Source organism: Bacillus sp. SRI_025, assembly GCF_057592095.1.
This window is the reverse complement of the sequence record NZ_JBYEGB010000005.1, coordinates 200,114-218,906: the sequence shown is the minus strand read 5'-3', so window position 1 is coordinate 218,906 and position 18,793 is coordinate 200,114. Positions and strand designations below refer to the sequence as shown.

The following is an 18,793-nucleotide window of genomic DNA, read 5'->3' as shown; positions in this document are numbered from 1 at the left end:
ACAAATGGCTAAGCAAATCAAGTGTGTTGTCTGGGATTTAGATCATACATTATGGGATGGGATTTTACTTGAATCAGATGAAGTGACATTAAAGCCATCAATGAAGGAAGTGCTGACAGAGCTAGATGAGCGCGGAATCCTTTTATCCATTGCAAGCCGGAATGATGAAGCTGCTGTGAGGGAAAAGCTCTCCGCCTTTGGGATCGAACATTTCTTTCTCTATCCTGAGATTCATTGGAATGCCAAATCTAGTTCATTAGAGAGAATCAGTGAGCGCTTAAATATTCATAAAGATACCATTCTCTTTATTGATGATCAGCCATTTGAAAGAGAAGAAGTGAAGGCTGTTCATCCAGAGATTACTTGCTGGGATGCGGTGGATTATATGACATTGCTCACAGATGATCGACTGCGGCCAGCTTTTATCACAGAGGATGCAAAACGGCGCAGAGAAATGTACATGGAAGCAGATCAAAGGCAGCAGGAAGAAGAGAAATATGAAGGACCGCCTGAAAAATTTTTGGCATCTTTAAATATGAAATTTGTTATATCAGAAGCAGGAGAACAAGATCTCCAGCGAGCCGAAGAACTTACCGTTCGAACCAATCAATTAAATGCAAGCGGGAAAACCTACGATTATGCAGAGCTTGATTATTTCCGTCAATCAGACAGTCACTTGCTTCTCGTCTGTGAACTTGAAGATAAATTCGGTTCTTATGGAAAAATAGGACTCTCTTTAATAGAAGAAACGGGTGATACATGGCATGTCAAACTGCTGCTTATGTCTTGCCGCGTTATGTCACGTGGAGTCGGGACCATTTTACTGACAACGATTTTGCAAGAGGCGAAAAAGAGAGGAAAACGGCTTGTAGCTGATTTTAAACAAACCGATCGAAACCGCATGATGTATATCACTTATAAGTTTGCGAATTTCAAAGAGATCGAGAATGGGGAAGATGGCTATATTTTGTTCGAAAACGATTTAAGCATGATTCAGCCTTTCCCAGAATACGTAGATGTCAACATTGAGATCAAGCAGAAAGACCCTGCCAAATAAAAAAGCGAAAAGCGAGGAGATTGAATGATGAACCTACACGAACAAGTAAGAGCATATATCGAGCAAAACCTAGTGGTATTTGATGAGGAAATGGAGCTTGGAAATGATGATCATATTTTTGAACAAGGCTTTGTCAATTCTCTATTTGCCATGAAACTAGTGAACTATATTGAACACGACTTTCGCTTCCAATTAGACAATGAAGATCTCGACATTGCTAATTTTAGTACGGTCAATCGTATTGTCGCCTTAATTGAGAAAAAACAACAGGAGGCGGCTCTTCATGAAAACAGCTGAACAAACAATCGATGCCATTGAAGAAATACGACAATATTGCAATGAACATATCCGTCCATTTGCCAATGAATTCGATGAGACAGAACATTTGCCGGAGTCGCTGATTCGAGATATGGCGAAAAGAGGCTATTTGGCAGCAGGTATCCCATCCTCCTATCAAGGATTGGGGCTTGATCCAATCGCATATGGACAGTTCACGGAACAAGTGGGGAAAGCTTGCTGTAACGTACGGACATTATTAACAGTGAATTCACTCGTAGGAGAAGCCATTCTTCGTTATGGAACAGAAGATCAAAAACAAGGCTGGCTTGTTGAATTAGCTAAAGGGGAAAAAATCGGTGCCTTTGCTTTGTCAGAGCCGAATATTGGCTCAGATGCCAATCATGTTGAAACTAGCTATCAAAAAAAAGGACAGTCCTATGTATTAAATGGGAAGAAAAAGTGGATTTCCTTTGGAGCGATTGCAGATTTCTTTATTGTGATTGCACGAGACGGCGAACAAGTCACGGCATTCCTTGTCGATCGAGATCAGCCGGGTGTAGAGATTGAGAGGATTACTGGAATGATGGCAAATCGAGCATCTTATTTAGCAGAAATCACCCTTGATCATGTGCAGGTACACGAAGACTGTGTCTTAGGACCAGTTGGGGGCGGTTTTAACCACGTAGTGTCACTTGCTTTAGACCATGGAAGATACAGTGTCGCTTGGGCAGGGCTTGCCATTGCACAAGAAGCCGTTGATTCTCTCGTTACGTATTCACGCAAAAGAACACAGTTTAATGAAAAACTGTACAAGCATCAAATGATCAAAGGGATGATCGGAGATGCAGTCACTCAGCTCCATGCAGCGAGAGCCTTATGCCTAAAGGCTGGAGAAATGCGAGAAGCGAATCATCCTGATGCGATCACTGAAACATCCATTGCAAAATATTTCACCTCCAAAATTGCTGTCGACATTACAAATACAAATGTCCAAATCCATGGTGGAAGTGGCTTTAGCCGGGAAAACTCAGCTTCAAGGTTATATCGTGAAGCGAAGGTGCTTGAAATTATTGAAGGGACTTCGCAAATTCAGCAGCAGGTCATTGCTAACTATGGTTTACGCCATTATTTCGTGAAACATTCTTAGAGAGAAAGGAGATGTTCCCATGGCATTACAGCCGAAGAAGCTGGATAAACAGAACATTGAAAATATGTTAGGTATCACTACGATCCAAGAAGGACTGCTTTTTCATCATTTAATGCAACCGGACGGAACGGCTTATTTTGAACAACTGTTGATCCAAATAGACGGACCGATTGATCGAGATCTCTTTGCACATTCATGGACGCATGTCACCAAACAGCATGAAATGCTTAGAACATTGTTCAGATGGCAGGAACTCGCAAGGCCAGTACAAATTGTGCTGAAGCAGCATCAGCCTGACATTCGATATCGCAATTTGACACAAGCTGAGGAGCCTCTTCATTTGCTGAAAGAGGAAATAATAGCACAGGACCGAGAAGAACGATTTGATCTACAGGAAGTTCCATTTCGCCTGACATTATGTGAAGTAAATGAAGAAGTCAGCTGGGTTCTCATTAGCTTTCATCACATTTTATTGGACGGGTGGAGCCTTGGGATTGTATTAAGTGATTGGATGAGTGCATATGAGCGCTTATCAAATGAAGACAAACCTCTTCTTGAAAAAAGACCCTCCTATCAATCATTTGTTAAATGGCAGCAGCAAAATTTTCAACAGACAGAAGCGCAATCTGCCTACTGGAAAAATATTTTCGATGGCTGGAGTTATGCAGAACTGCTTCCAAAGTCAGGCGGCGCGTATGAAGATTCAGGTGCTTTTCATCAATATGAACATCAAGTGGATGCTACCATTTCGGAGAGCCTGAGCAAATTCACGAATCAACATGATGTGACATTGGCATCTGTTATGTATACGCTGTGGGGAGTTTTGCTATCTAAGTATGCCAACCAAGACGATATTGTCTTTGGAACAACAGTATCAGGAAGAAATGCGGATGTTCCTCAAATTGAAAAGATGACAGGCCTGTTCATTAACACATTACCGCTGCGTGTCTCATTCGAACAGAATCGGCCGATTGTTGAACAGATGCAGGAAGTGAGTCGCGAAATAGCTGTGAGAAATGAATATGAACATACACCGCTATCCGACTTAAAGAAATATGCAGGATTAACGGCAGAGCAATCATTATTTGATTCAATCGTCGTCATTGAAAATTATCCACTAGATCGAATGCTCACGAAAAGCGATCAGCCTGTTCGTATTCGCGGATTTGAGATGAAAGAACAGACGGAATTCGATCTCACGCTTAGTGTACAGGCGTTTGATGATCAGCTGCACTTTTCATTGGTGTATAATCCAGTCAGCTTTTCTGCTGAACAAATTGAAAAGTGGTGTCAGCATTTTCTTCATCTCCTGTCTGATGCTTGTGCTCACCCGCATAAATCTGCTGCTCAGTTACAGCTGCTATCAGAAGAAGAGATAGAAAAGCAATTAACGGTTTTTCAGCAATATGGCGGGGCAACGTCTATCAATGAACCAACGGTGATTGACCTATTTGAAGAGCAAGTGGAGCGAACGCCAGCGGCAGCCGCAGTTGAGTTTGGCGATACGATGGTTACATATGAACAACTCAACAAGAGAGTGAATCAGCTCGCACGCTATTTACAAAATAAAGGGGTCAAACAGGAGCAGCGTGTCGGCATTTTAGCAGAGCATTCCATTGAAATGGTGATAGCATGCTTAGCTATTTTAAAAGCTGGCGGGGCTTACGTGCCAATTGATCCTGAATACCCGCAGGAACGAATAGAGTATCTACTAGAAGACAGCGGAGTAGAATGGCTCCTAACTCATCCGATTAAAGGACTCACCTATTCTTATCATGGAGAAAAAATTGATATCACACAGCCGGATCTATACACCGGACCATCAGATAACTTGGCAGAAGCCATCACCTCAGACCAAACAGCCTACTGCATTTATACATCAGGAACGACCGGAAGACCTAAAGGTGTACTCATTCATCATCTTGGTTTAGCCAACTATATTGATTGGGCGAAACAAGTATATGTTCGAGGAGAAACAAGGCATTTTGCTTTGTATACATCATTGTCATTTGACCTGACAGTTACTTCTATTTTCACACCGCTCATTTCAGGAAATACCATCATGATTTATCACCATGAAAACCGGCAGCTGCTTGTCGAAGATATCATAAAAGATAATCGCGTACATGTGATGAAACTGACACCATCTCATTTACAGTTTATTAAGCATCTGTCTTTTCCAGACAGCCAAATGAAATGTTTTATTTTAGGCGGAGAACAGCTGGAAACATCTTTAGCGAAATCAATTCAGCAGTCATTCCCACAGCCTATAGAAATTGTGAATGAATATGGACCAACTGAAACAGTGGTTGGCTGCATGATTCATCGATATGACCAGGACATTGATCAAGACGTGTATGTACCGATCGGAAAACCTGCACAGCATACAGATATTCTTCTTTTTGACAGACATATGAATCTTATGCCGGAAGGAACCATCGGTGAATTATATATTGGGGGGAAAGGTGTTGCAAAAGGGTATTTGAATCGCCCAGAACTGACCGAAGAGCGGTTTGTCGATCATCCTTTCCAGCCAGGTGAAAAAATTTATAAAACAGGTGATGCAGCCCGCATTCTGCCTAATGGGCTCATTCAGTTTTTAGGCCGAAATGATGATCAAGTGAAGCTGAGAGGCTATCGTATTGAAACAGGTGAGATTGAATTTTGGCTGAATGAACAGCCAGGGGTCAAAGCAGCAGCTGTTGCTGTAAAGCCAGATGTTTCTGGTACACCATGTTTAGCCGCATATGTTGTCACGACAGCCATACTCGATCAAGCTGCAATGAAACAAGCACTAGCCGATCAGCTGCCGGATTATATGATTCCAACTCACTTTGTTCAATTGGATGATATGCCGCTGACTGCCAACGGCAAATTAGATAAACGAGCTTTACCTGCTTTGAAACAGGGGCAGCTAACGAAAAAGCAGGCGGGCTCTGACAATCTTTCTGATACTGAAAAAGTCATTCAAGACATCTGGAAAAAAGTCCTCGGCTTAGATGAGGTAAGTGTTCATGACAAATTCTTTGACATTGGCGGGCATTCTCTGAACCTGATCCATGTTAATCAACAGCTCGCTAAGCAATTGAATCAAAGTATTCCAATGGTTGAAATGTTCCGCCGTCCAACGATTAGAGAGCTTGCTGCCTATTTAAGCGGTACAACAGAGCAGGAGGCAGCTGGCACGCAGCCTGCGAACCAAAAGAGAAGAAAAGCGAACGAGCCGATTGCGATTATTGGAATGGCAGGTAAATTCCCTGGTGCGAAAAATGTTGAGGCATTTTGGCGAAATTTGAAGAATGGAGAAGAATCGATTTCATTCTTTTCCGATGAAGAATTGCTTGAAGCTGGAATTGACCGCCAAACCTTTGAACGTTCCGATTATGTAAGAGCAAAAGGTGTGATTGATGGGCCTGATTTATTTGATGCATCATTCTTCGGCTATTCACCAGGTCAGGCAGAAATGATGGATCCTCAAATACGGCTGCTGCATGAGTACGCCTATAAGGCGCTGGAAGATGCGGGGTATGTGCAGGAAGATTATCAAGGTAAGGTCGGTTTGTTTACTGGGTCCACATCGAACTTTCAGTGGATTCAGCGTTTTGCATCTTCGCTTGATAGCAGCATGTCAGAGCTGTTTGAAGTGGGCTCACTCAATGATACGTATACCGTGAGTACAAGAATTGCCCATAAATTGAATTTGAAAGGACCAGCGCTCACATTGCAAACCGCTTGTTCGACTTCTTTGGTCGCCTTGCATTTGGCCTGTCAATCCATTGCAAATGGTGATTCAGATGTAGCGCTTGCGGGAGGTGTGTCGATTTTACACCCAGTGAAATCAGGATACATTTATCAGCAGAACATGGTGAAATCTAGTGATGGTCATTGTCGTGCCTTTGACGATCAAGCAGATGGAACTGTTGGCGGAGATGGTGTGGGGCTTGTTGCTTTAAAAGCACTTAGTGAAGCCATAGAAGATGGTGACCATATTTATGCGGTCATTAAGGGCTCTGCCATCAACAATGATGGTGATCAAAAGGTTGGCTTCAATGCTCCAAGTGTTGAAGGTCAGACAAGGGTCATCCAGGATGCCCTAAATCAAGCAGATGTTTCACCAGAAACGATTGAATATGTAGAAACACACGGAACTGGAACGTCACTTGGAGATCCGATTGAAATAGACGCGCTCACAAAAGCTTTCGACACAGAGAAAAAACAATTTTGCCGTATTGGATCTGTGAAAACAAATATTGGACATTTGGATGCAGCGGCAGGAGCAGCTGGTTTGATCAAAGCTGTGCTTTCGCTTCAGCATCACACATTTGTGCCTAGTCTTCACTTCAAAAAAGCGAATGAAAATATTGCATTTGAGCATAGTCCTTTCTTTGTAAACACTGAGCTGACCGACTGGAAGCAGCCAGCATCACATTTGCGGCGGGCTGGTGTGAGCTCATTTGGAATGGGCGGAACCAATGCGCATGTCATATTAGAAGAAGCGCCGCGAAGAGATCGTCAGCAAATGCCTCGTTCGGCTGAGCTGCTTGTCCTTTCAGCAAAGAGCAAAACGAGTTTGGAACGAATGAAAGACAACCTTGTGAATCAGTTGGAAAACACGCCTTCTCTCAATTTGGCAGACGCAGCTTATACCTTGCAAACAGGCAGGCAATCCTTTGATTTCCGTCAGGCATTTGTTGCGGGTAGCAGAGAAGATGCTCTGCGAGTATTGACAGAAAAGCAAGGCAAGGGTATTGGGAAGCTCATGCATTCGCATGTGGAGAAACAAAAGATTATTTTTATGTTTTCTGGACAAGGCAATCAATACCTCAACATGGGATTAGATTTGTACCGGGAAGAGCCTTACTTTAAGAAGCAAATGGATGCTTGTTTTCAAGCGTATGAAGAAGCAACAGGGCGAAGTCTTGCCCGCATTCTTTATCCATTAGCTGCTGAAACAGAAAAGGCCCGCGAAAAATTGGCAAGCACTCAATATGCACAGCCAGCCATTTTTGCGATTGAATATGCCCTTTCTATGCTCTTCATTGACTGGGGCATCCGTCCTGATGCAATGATCGGCTATAGCTTTGGCGAATTAACGGCAGCCGCTATATCAGGCCTTTTCAGTTTAAAGGAAGCGATGTCGATGGTCGCCTATCGGGCGAATGCAATGCAGTCGTCGCCAGCTGGCATCATGATGAGTGTTCCATTACCCGAAGCAGAGTTAAAACCGATGCTTCCAAAAGATATTTCTCTCGCTGTTGTCAATGATTCCTCTTGTATCGTGTCAGGTCTTGAAGCAGCAATAAGTGAATTTGAACAAGAGCTGAAGAATAACCGGTTGATGTGTATGCGATTAGGTGGAACCATTGCTGCTCACTCACATGTCATGAAGGAGGCAGCGGAACAATTTGGTGAAAAATTAAAGGATATTAAAGCCAAGCAGCTGCGTATTCCATTCATTTCGAATTTGACAGGAGACTGGATGACAAATACGAGTGCTCAGGATATGTCCTATTGGAAAAGGCATATGACCGATACGGTGCGTTTTGCTGAAGGCATCACAAATATTTTACAGCAGGATAATATTCAATTAATTGAGATTGGACCAGGTCAAGATTTGAGTGTCATGGTCAACCGGTCACTGAACGGCATGAATCAGCATGTATGTCATGTGCTTAGACATGCAAAACAAGATGTGACGGATACTGAATTTTTACTTGGACAGATTGGACGCCTATGGACACATGGAATATCCATTGATTGGAACAGGTTCCATCTAAACCGTCAGCCGCGGAAAATGCCGATGCCAACGTATGCGTTTGATCAAACCTCCTATTGGTATGATGCATCAGACCGTGTAAAACGCGATAAACCTAAGCAGTCTGGACGAAAGGAGCAAATGGATGAATGGTTCTATACCCCTTATTGGGAGGCGGACCTTTCCCCTTATGTGTCATCAGGTGATTCCTCTTTTGGAGCCTTGCTTTTGTTTGCGGATTCATCTGCCTTCGGAGAGAAGGTTGCAGCCGAGCTTCTGACGAAACGAAACGAGTTCGTAGTGGTTCAGAAAGGAAATGAATTTACGAAGCATGATGAAAAAAGCTACACCATTCGGTCACATAAGCCTTCTGATTATGAAAAGCTCATATCAAATCTGGCAGATGACCAAATCAATGTGTCAGAAGTTTGTCATCTATGGGGTCTTTCAGAACGACAGCTGTCTCAATCGGAAGAAGAATGGGTGAAACAAACGCAGCAAGATGCTTATTACTCTTTGCTTTATATCGGACAGGCTTTGAAAAAATCTGTTTTGGACCAAAAGGTATCCATTACAGTTCTTTCCTCATTGACGTATGCCGTTGGCGGTGAGTCTATCCTTTATCCTGAAAAAGCAATCCATCTTGGACCTGCGATGGTTATTTCACAAGAAACACCGAACTTGCGTTACCGCATTCTTGATGTCGATCGCCCAGTGGCAAATGGGGTGCAGGAAAAGAGGTTGCTGAAACAAATTAGCGATGAGTTAGATCGAACATCTGGACAGCTTCTCACGGTCTATCGACGAAATAAGCGATATGTGAAAAAGTATGCCAAAGCTCTAGTTCCCGAAACAGGACATACTCAGTTGGCTAAAAAAGATGGTGTATACATTTTAATTGGCGGTCTTGGGTTTATTGGATTGAATATTGCACAGTCTTTGACCGAGCAAACGAAGGGAACGTTGATCTTAACGAGCAGGTCTGGACTGCCTGATAGAAGCAAGTGGCAAGAGTGGCTTGCTACGCACGATGAACAGGATCCAACTAAGAAAAAAATACAAAAGGTGATGGCGCTTGAAGAGGCTGGTGCAGAAGTTCTCATAAAGAAAGTAGATGTTCGCCACAGGGAAGATATCCAGCAATTGATCAACACGGTGGATGCGGCCTATGGGCAGATTGACGGTGTGATTTATGCAGCTGGAGTGACAGGTGATCAATCCTTCAGGGTGATGGAGCAAACAGATGTCCCATTCTCAGAACCGCATTTTGAAGCGAAGATGAATGGTGTACTTCATCTTGATGCCGCCTTAGGTGACCGATCACTTGATTTCTGTTTTGTGCTGTCTTCTTTGTCACCAATTTTGGGTGGACTCGGATTCACAGCCTATACAGCTGTGAATCATTTCATCGATGCGTACGTGTATGACAGAAATCTTCGTTCAGAAATGCAGTGGTCTGTCATTAGCTTTGACGGCTGGGAATTTGAGCAAGGAAAGCAGCTCGATCTTCCAATCGGAGATGATGTCACCGAAACGTTAATTGCAGAAAAAGAAGGAAGAATGATCTTTGAACGATTGCTTTCAATGGATCAAGTGGAACAAATGGTTATTTCAACAACGTCTTTACATGATCGTATCCACCGATATGTAGACCGTTTATCCCGTGAGGAAGAGAGCGCCGGAGAGCATGCACAAGATGGAAACTTATATTCTCGGCCAGCGCTGTCAACGAATTATGTTGCACCTGAATCGGAGCTGGAAAAGGAACTAAGTCAGCATTGGCAAGCTTTCTTTAAAATTGATGAAATTGGCATTGATGATCATTTCTTTGAAATGGGTGGAGATTCCTTGAAGGCGATTACCTTTATTGGCATCATCCATCGCGCATTCAGTGTTGAGCTGGCGCTTCCACAATTCTTCCAAATACCAACGATCCGATTAATGGCAGAATATATCGAACAAGCAGATACTGCCGCTTATCAGGCGATTGAAAAAGCTGAAGTGAAGGAGCATTATCCTTTGTCGTCTGCGCAAAAACGGTTGTATCTCATGCAGCAAATGGATGTAAGCAGCACAGGATACAACGAATTTAAAGCGGGGCGAATTAAAGGGAAGCTCGATATCAGCAGGTTGGAATGGGCATTTCAGCAGCTCATTAAGAGACACGAAAGTTTGCGGACAGCGTTTGTGTTAGAGAATGGCGTCCCTTATCAAAAGATTGAAGAAGAGGTACCATTTGCAGTCACTTTGTTTGACCTCACAGAGGGATCGACTCAAGGATCTGAGAAAGAGCAAAAACAAGTGATTGAACAATTTTTGACTGCCTTTACGTTAAGTGAGGCTCCATTAATGAGAGTCGGTGTGATGAAGCTTGCAGAAGAGGAATTTGTGCTTATGTTGGACATGCATCACATTATCTCAGATGGTCTTTCTCAAGATATTTTGGTCAACGACTTTATGCAGTTATATGACGGCAGGACACTTGAGCCTCTTGTACTGCAATATAAAGATTTTTCAGAATGGCAAAACGACATGCTTGCGTCTGAAGCATTAAAAGAATCGAGTGATTACTGGAAAAACCGGTTAGAAGGTGCTCCGCTGCTTGATCTGCCAACAGATTTTGATCGGCCAGAGGTGAGACAATTCCGCGGCGGACATTATACATTCCGTATAGAAGAAGCGGAGCTGAACGCGTTTAAGCAAGTGATTGTAAAGGAAGATGCCACGCTGTTTATGGGGCTGTTAAGTCTGTATCAGATTTTGCTTCATAAATTAAGCGGTCAATCAGATATCACGGTTGGGGTTCCGGTAGCAGGTAGAAAACAGGAGGAGCTGCAGCAAGTCATCGGTATCTTTGTCAATATGCTGCCACTTCGTTTATATCCTAACGCAGAGCTGACGTATCAGCAATTCCTTCAAGATGTAAAGGCACATGTCATTGATGATTTCGGACATCAAGATTATCAATATGAACATATGGTTCAAGACCTCCAACTGAGCCGGAATGTCAGCCGGAATCAATTGTTTGATGCTGTGTTCGCTTTGCAAAATATGAATCAGCCAGAACTGAAGGTGGGCGGTTTAACCTTTAGTGATTATCCGTACGAGACAGGAACGTCGCGCTTTGATTTACTCTGGATTGCGTATGAGCAGGAAGACGGACTTTCTTCAACGATTGAATATAACACTGAGCTTTTCACAGAGGAAACCATAGAGCGGATTGCAGGTTTGCTGAAAGACATCATGCGAGCTGTCTCAGTAGATTCGGTGAGAATAGAGGAAATTGAACTGACTACTTCATTCAAGCAATTAGACGACGTATCTCTTTTCGAATTAGATGACTTAAAAATATAAGTAAAGAGGTGAATGGAAGAGTGATTGAACAAGATGATTTTCAACTGAAAGCAGCGGCGAGGGAAAGGGCGAGGGAAAGAACTTATTGGACATCTGTTTTATCAGGTGTCCAGCTGGATGGCCGTATTCCTCATACGGTTTCACAAGCCCATTCTGCTGCAATGAACCGATCGCTTCATTCGTCCTTCCCGATGGCTGTAAACCATTCGTTAAAGCAATTATGTGGAGATTCTGATTTGCGCTTGTTTATCGTGCTGACCACAGCCGCTTTTGGAGTGCTTCAGCGTTATAGCGGAAAAACTGAGTTGATGGTGACTGTTCCTACAATGGAACAGTCCGCCAGTCAATCCACCATTAATCATATGCTGCCACTTAAGGCAGAGATTGATCCTCATATGAGCTTTAGTGCAGGGCTTGACGCAGTAAAACAATCGTTTCAGGAGGCAGTACGTCATCAAAACTATCCTGTTCATATTTTAATGGGTGAAATTTGGCGTTCAGCAGGAGAAGGCAAAGAGCGTGTTAATCTGGCATGTGCGTTTGAGACATTGCATGGGCATACTGACCGAGAGCAGTTGCACGCGGATGTACTCATTGTTTGGAAGAAAGAACAAGATCACCTTCATGCTGAAGTTCACTGGGATGCTTCCATTTATGACGATCAAATGATGGAGCAGTTTTCAAGACATTTCATGACACTCACAGAGCAATTTCTCAAAAAGCCTGATCAAGCGATGAGCACACACTCGTTTCTATCTGATATGGAGAAAAGTCAGTTGTTTGATTCGTTTCAAGGGGAGGCGCTTGCCTATCCGATAGATCGAGATATTGTGTCATTATTTCAACAGCAAGTCCAATTGCATCCAGCGCGAACGGCTGTTGTGTTTGGCAATACCTCCTATACATATGAAGAGGTTGATCAGTTATCGGATCGTATTGCGTTTAGACTTTCCCAAAGTCAAATCACACGTGAGACTCCTGTTGGTCTCAGAATGTATCGGTCTGCTGAACTGGTCATTGCCATTCTTGGTATCTTAAAGGCTGGCTATGCTTATTTACCGATTGATGTTCATCTGCCGGTCGAAAGAATTCGGTATATGCTCAAAAACAGCGGTGCTACAGCCATAGTATCGGACGAAGACGGACACGAAGGTTTGGATGTGAAGGTTTATGTTATTCACGACATGTTTCAAGAATCCCTAATAACAGAGAATCTCACTTGGTCTATTTCGCCTTCGGATATGGCGTATGTCTTGTATACATCGGGTACGACTGGGCATCCGAAAGGGGTCGTTATTGAACATCGTCATGTCATTAATTTGGTATACGGAATGAAAACACGCTTTTTTGATCTACTCCCTGATGATTTGCAAGTAGGGATGCTGGCTTCACATATTTTTGATGCATCTGTACAAACATTGTTTCCAGCAATGCTCCTCGGGCATACGCTGCATATTGCAAAAGATGAAGTCCGTATGGATGGGCATGCATTATGGTCGTTTTATCAAGAAAACCACATTCAGTTGTCTGATGTGACCCCCTCTCATTTAAAGCTGATGAATAAGGCAGCAGCACAATCAAAACAAGCCTTGCCTGCTCTGAACATGCTGCTTGTGGGCGGAGAAGTGTTTACAAAAGAACTGATGGATCAATTTTTACAGCATGTAACGGGTGACAAACTTATCATGATTAATGCGTATGGACCTACTGAATGTACGGTTCAGTCGTCATCCTTTTTGATTCCTCATGATTGGGATGAGCAAGTCATTCCTATTGGGCAGCCGATGCCAAATGAGCATATTTTCATATGTGATACGCAAGGTGAGCCGGTTCCGATTGGTGTTTTTGGCGAATTGTATATAGCAGGCGCTGGTGTAGGCCGCGGGTACATCAATCATCCTGATCTCAACAAGGAGAAATTTATCAAAAAACCAGAGCTGAGCAGCGGGATGTTATACGGTACGGGAGACCTTGCAAGATGGCGGTTTGATGGTTTATTAGAATTTGCTAAAAGAAACGACGGTCAAGTGAAAATCAGAGGATATCGAATTGAGCTCGAGGAAATCCGCCGAGCCCTTCTTGATGATCCGAACATACAAGGGCTGGTCCAAGATGTCATTGTCATTCCTAAGGAATCGAAGGATCAGGATCAATACATTTGCGCATATATCATGGCAAAACAAGCGATAGATCAGCGCGCACTTCGTCAATCTTTAAGTGAAAGATTACCAGGTTATATGGTGCCGAGGCATGTCATTCAAGTAGAGCAATTTCCTCTGAATCTATCAGGGAAATTGGATATTCAAGCACTGCCGAATCCAGAAGATCAGTTGGAAGGCAAAGCAGAGCCGGTAACCATTCAAGTTCACAATGAAACAGAGCAGAAACTTGTTCGTATTTTCGCGTCTATATTACAAGTCCCTGCTTCGCAGATTCATATAGATGAACCGTTTTTTGATTTAGGCGGGAACTCTTTTAATATCGTTGAGCTGTCCAATAAAGTGAAAGAGGAATTTCAGCAGGAGCTGACTGTGATGGAGCTGTTCCAATATACAACTGTTTCACAAATAGCCGCTCAATTAAGAAACAAAGCATCTGGGCAGGATAAACCAATTGAAGATGATGGAGAAAATGAAGCGGATGACTTAGAAAGTGCCGCTCAACTGTTAGGCGGGATGATAGATGAGTAAGTTCACAGGATTAGAGGTTGCAGTGGTAGGTATGGCTTGCCGTTTTCCAGGAGCGAAGAATATTCATGACTTTTGGGATAATCTTGCGAATGGAAGAGAGTCCATTACCTTCTTCTCTAAGGAAGAGCTGCTTGAGGCAGGTGTTGAACAAGAGGCATTGGACCATGAGCATTATGTACGTGCTAAAGGAGCAGTAGATCAGCATGATCACTTTGATGCAGATTTCTTTGGTTATTCACAGCGTGAGGCTGAAGTAATGGATCCGCAAATTCGCATGTTTCATGAGGTGGCATGGGAATCCCTTGAAGATGCAGGCTATAATCCTGAAACCTATCAAGAACCGATCGGTTTATTTGGAGCTGCTTCTGCAAACTTATATTGGCAAGCTGCGTCCATGCTGATGAGAACAAATAACTCATCTGAACAATTTGCGGCTGTTCAGTTAACAGATAAAGATTTCATGAACACAAAGGTATCCTACAAATTGAATCTGAAGGGACCGAGCGTAGCTGTTGATACAGCTTGTTCCTCCTCTTTGACCGCAGTTCATTTGGCGTCACGCGCCCTGCTTACTGGAGAATGTAAAATGGCACTCGCTGGCGGCGTCACCATTACGACCCCTCACAAAAAAGGATACATGTATCAAGAGGGCATGATCATGTCACCAGATGGCCACTGCCGGGCTTTTGATGAACAGGCAAAAGGAACCGTTGGCGGCGAGGGCTGTGGAGTGGTTGTGCTCAAATCATTAAAGCAGGCACTAAAAGATAAGGACCATATTTATGGGGTGATTAAAGGTTCAGCTTATAACAATGACGGCGGGCGAAAGGTTGGATACACAGCACCAAGTATAGAAGGGCAAAGTGAAATTATTAAAAAGGCACTCAACATCAGTCGTGTAGAAGCCGAAAGTATTTCTTATATAGAAGCACATGGAACAGGGACGACTCTTGGAGATCCGGTTGAAATTGAGTCATTGAAGCAAGCTTTTCAAACGGATAAAAAGCAGTTTTGTGCCATTGGATCTGTGAAAACCAATATTGGTCATCTTGACTCAGCGGCGGGAATTGCAGGTTTTATCAAGACGACGCTTAGTCTGTACCATCAGGTGCTGCCACCCAGTCTTCATTATAAAAAACCAAATCCGAAAATTGATTTTGAATCATGCCCATTTTATGTGAATACATCAACTGTACCATGGAAGAAATCAGAGACCCCGCTGCGTGCCGGTGTCAGCTCATTTGGAGTTGGCGGAACGAATGTACACTTGATCATGGAGGAGGCACCCGCCGCCGATAAGTCGTCAGCAGACAGAGATCATGAACTAATGGTGATTTCGGCAAGATCGAAGCAGGCGGTTCAAAAGTCTGCTGAAAAAATCACATCTTATTTAAAAGAACAAACGAGCGTCTCACTATCCGATGCAGCATTTACGCTGCAAGAGGGACGAAAGCATTTCCCTTATCGACAAGCTATTCTTGCAAATTCCGACCGTACATTCCAATCAGCCGGACAGCCGCAAAAGGCATTTCAACATCCTGCGGTCGTTTGGATGTTCTCTGGCCAAGGTGCTCAGTATGTGAATATGGGCAAGGATTTATATGAGAAAGATCCTTTATTTAAGCAGACGCTTCAGAAATGTTTTGCCATCATTTTATCCTTATCAGGTGTTGAGATCGAGAACGTGTTATATCCAACAACCGAAGAAGAATTCAAAGAAGCAGAACGACTCATGCAGCAAACATCTTATACACAAATTATCATGTTTAGTTTTGAGTATGCGCTTGCATTGAAGTTGATGGGACTGGGTATACGTCCGCATTATTTCATTGGTCATAGTATTGGGGAAATCACGGCTGCCTGCGTGGCTGGTATGATCCATCTTGAAGATGCAATCCGGATCGTTTTAAAAAGAGGTAGTTTGATGCAAAAAATGCCACCTGGTGATATGGCAGGCGTGACACTTCCTGCCGAAGAGATTGAAGATAATCTTCCAGAAGGTGTCGAGCTTTCTGCGGTGAATAGCTCACAATTATCCGTTGTATCCGGCCCTTCAGAACGATTACAAGTATATATCGAACAAGCTGAAAAAAGAGGGGCTTCTGTCCAAAAACTGAAAACTTCTCACGCCTTTCATACAAGTATGATGGCTGAAGCATCCAAACAGTTTAAGGAAGTTCTTTTAGAGATCACCTTTCAGCAAGGCGAGATACCGATCCTTTCAAATGTGACAGGGAGCTGGTTAACGAATGAGCAAGCTGCATCACCTGAATACTGGGCATCTCATATCAGACAGCCTGTTTTATTTAGTCAAGGATTAGAGACATTGCTTGGACTCGGAGAGATGGTTTTCATTGAAGTGGGGCCAGGTCAGACGTTGACTCAATTCGTGAGACGACATGATCACTATGATGTGAACAAAGCAGCAGCTGTTTCATTGGTGAGACATCCAAAAGAACAAGCAGCTGATGATGAATATATGGAAAAGGCCATAGGGAAACTGTGGAGTTACGGAGTGGAGCCGAACTGGAGCGCTGTCAGAAAAGAAGAGGCCCCATATCGAGTTTCACTGCCAACGTATCCATTTGAGCATCAAATATTCCCTTCACCGCAGTTTAAAGCGGATCAGATGATGACTGCTTTAACGCCAGAAAAGATAGAAAAACGGTCAGCTGATTTTCAAGACTGGTTTTACATTCCGGTATGGGAGCGCTCTTCACCTGTATTAAAGGAGCAGCATCATCAAGGAAAACGCATCTTGATATTTGAAAAAAATGGCCATATTGGTGCCTATTTGAAAGAACGGCATGCAGAGGTGATCAGCATATGTCAAAGTGATCATACGATGAAAGAAAATGACCATTTGTTGAAGGCTGACGTTTATATGCTGTCCCACTTAGAGTGGGTCATGGCTGAACTGCAGCAATCAGGATTTATACCTGAAGAGATCATCTGGATGCATGATGAACTGACGAAAGATACCGATGATCAGCCAAACTACTTATCTGTGCTCGATCTCGTCAGACTGATCAGCCGGTACCATAACACAACCATACGTCTTCGCCTCGTGACAAGCCAAGCACATGATGTAATCGGCATGGAGAAGGTCAATCCACTTCAAGCAACATTTACAGGGCTAGCTTTGACCATTCCACAAGAATATCAGCATATTGTGTGTCAGCATATTGATGTATGTCAGGATACAAAGGCGAATTGGCCGCTGTTCCTTTCATATGAGATTGCAATGCACGATCAAGAAGCAGTCGTAGCGTATCGCGTGAACAGCAGATGGATTCGAAAAGCTTCAAGAACACCTTTAAGAAAAGAGGAATCGTCCAAGCAGCCTTTCAGGTCTCATGGTGTTTATCTCATCACTGGTGGTATGGGCGGTATTGGCTTCACACTAGCTCAACATTTAGCAGAAGCGTATCAAGCAAAACTTGTGATCATGAGCCGTTCACAAATACGTGAACGCGCTGCCTGGCATGAGCTGCGTGATGCAAATGGGAAAGAAGCTGAGATCGTGAAAAAGCTGATGACTCTTGAAGAGTTAGGAGCTGATGTACAAGCTGTACACGGTGATGTGTCAGATAAAGATGCTGTGCAGAAAGCGATTGAGCTGGCTCATACGGCATTTGGTCATTTGCATGGTGTCATTCATGCGGCAGGAGAGGCAGATGGGAAAATCATTCAAGCAAGAACAGCAGACGATGAAATTCGTATGTGTCAGGCAAAAATCAATGGGACCTATGTGCTGAATGAAGAACTCAAGGATGAAGCGCTCGACTTCTTTTTACTTTGTTCCTCTCTTGTTTCCTTTCTTGGAGCGGCTGGACAAGTGGCTTATGCAGCTTCAAATGCTTTTATGGACAGCTTTGCTCATGCCAAAAGGCAGGAAGGGAAGCCGGTTATTTCTTTAAATTGGGATCGGTGGGAGAAAGTCGGCATGGCACACGACTCGGCATTAGCGGCCAAAGTCAATGACATGATGGCGATCGAGGAACAGGCTGGAATTTCACCAGAACAAGGAATAAGGGCCGTCCAGGAAGTGTTGCGTCTAGATTATCCACAAATTCTTGTATCCGTTCAAGATATGGGTGAGAGAATGAAACATCGCTTAACACCTCTGAAACAAGAAGAAGAGCCGTCTCAAGAGATATCTCAGGTCATTGATGATCGTCTAGAAGCATCATTGTGTGAGGTACTCAGCTCCTTTTTTTCTCATGAGCCGGATGTGAATGAGAATTTCTTTGAAATGGGTGCGACATCCCTTGATTTACTGCAAATGAGCGGTCAAATCAAATCAATTTACGGCATAGAGGTTCCGGTCGTTATGATGTATAGCCATCCGACCATCGCGTCATTGGCTGCAGAACTAAAGAAGATTCATGGAGTAAAGGAAGAAAAGCAAGCTGTCACTGAATCAACTAATCTCCGTAAACAGGCGATGACAGAAGGAAAAAATCGACGTAAACAGAGATTAAAACGAAAATAGATGGGAGAAATGCAGC

General features: G+C 43.4%; 6 protein-coding genes. All 6 read left to right on the top strand.

The annotated features are described in order from the left end of the window. Nucleotides 1–4 precede the first annotated feature (4 nt). From AC20OE_RS15430 to AC20OE_RS15405, 6 genes are read left to right on the top strand one after another with little or no spacing between them, the layout of a single operon-like run. Nucleotides 5–1,057, top strand: coding sequence for an HAD-IIIC family phosphatase (locus AC20OE_RS15430; protein WP_059376538.1), 1,053 nt, complete (start codon nt 5–7; stop codon nt 1,055–1,057). Nucleotides 1,058–1,084: 27 nt separating this feature from the next. Then, nucleotides 1,085–1,354 (top strand): acyl carrier protein, encoded by a 270-nt coding sequence (locus tag AC20OE_RS15425; protein ID WP_487268969.1) that lies wholly within the window; start codon nt 1,085–1,087, stop codon nt 1,352–1,354. Beyond that, nucleotides 1,341–2,483 carry an acyl-CoA dehydrogenase family protein gene (locus tag AC20OE_RS15420; protein ID WP_099663000.1) on the top strand — a complete coding sequence of 381 codons (1,143 nt, stop codon included), beginning with the start codon at nt 1,341–1,343 and terminating at the stop codon, nt 2,481–2,483. The genes AC20OE_RS15425 and AC20OE_RS15420 overlap by 14 nt, the downstream gene beginning before the upstream one ends. 19 nt (nt 2,484–2,502) lie before the next feature. Beyond that, on the top strand, nt 2,503–11,592 hold the full coding sequence (locus AC20OE_RS15415; protein ID WP_487268968.1) for an amino acid adenylation domain-containing protein: 9,090 nt from the start codon (nt 2,503–2,505) through the stop codon (nt 11,590–11,592). A 20-nt stretch (nt 11,593–11,612) separates the two neighbouring features. Further along, nucleotides 11,613–14,282: a non-ribosomal peptide synthetase gene (locus tag AC20OE_RS15410; RefSeq protein WP_099663004.1), complete on the top strand. Its 2,670-nt coding sequence runs from the start codon at nt 11,613–11,615 to the stop codon at nt 14,280–14,282. After that, nucleotides 14,275–18,777 (top strand): type I polyketide synthase, encoded by a 4,503-nt coding sequence (locus tag AC20OE_RS15405; RefSeq protein WP_487268967.1) that lies wholly within the window; start codon nt 14,275–14,277, stop codon nt 18,775–18,777. The genes AC20OE_RS15410 and AC20OE_RS15405 overlap by 8 nt, the downstream gene beginning before the upstream one ends. The last annotated feature ends 16 nt before the right edge of the window (nt 18,778–18,793 follow it).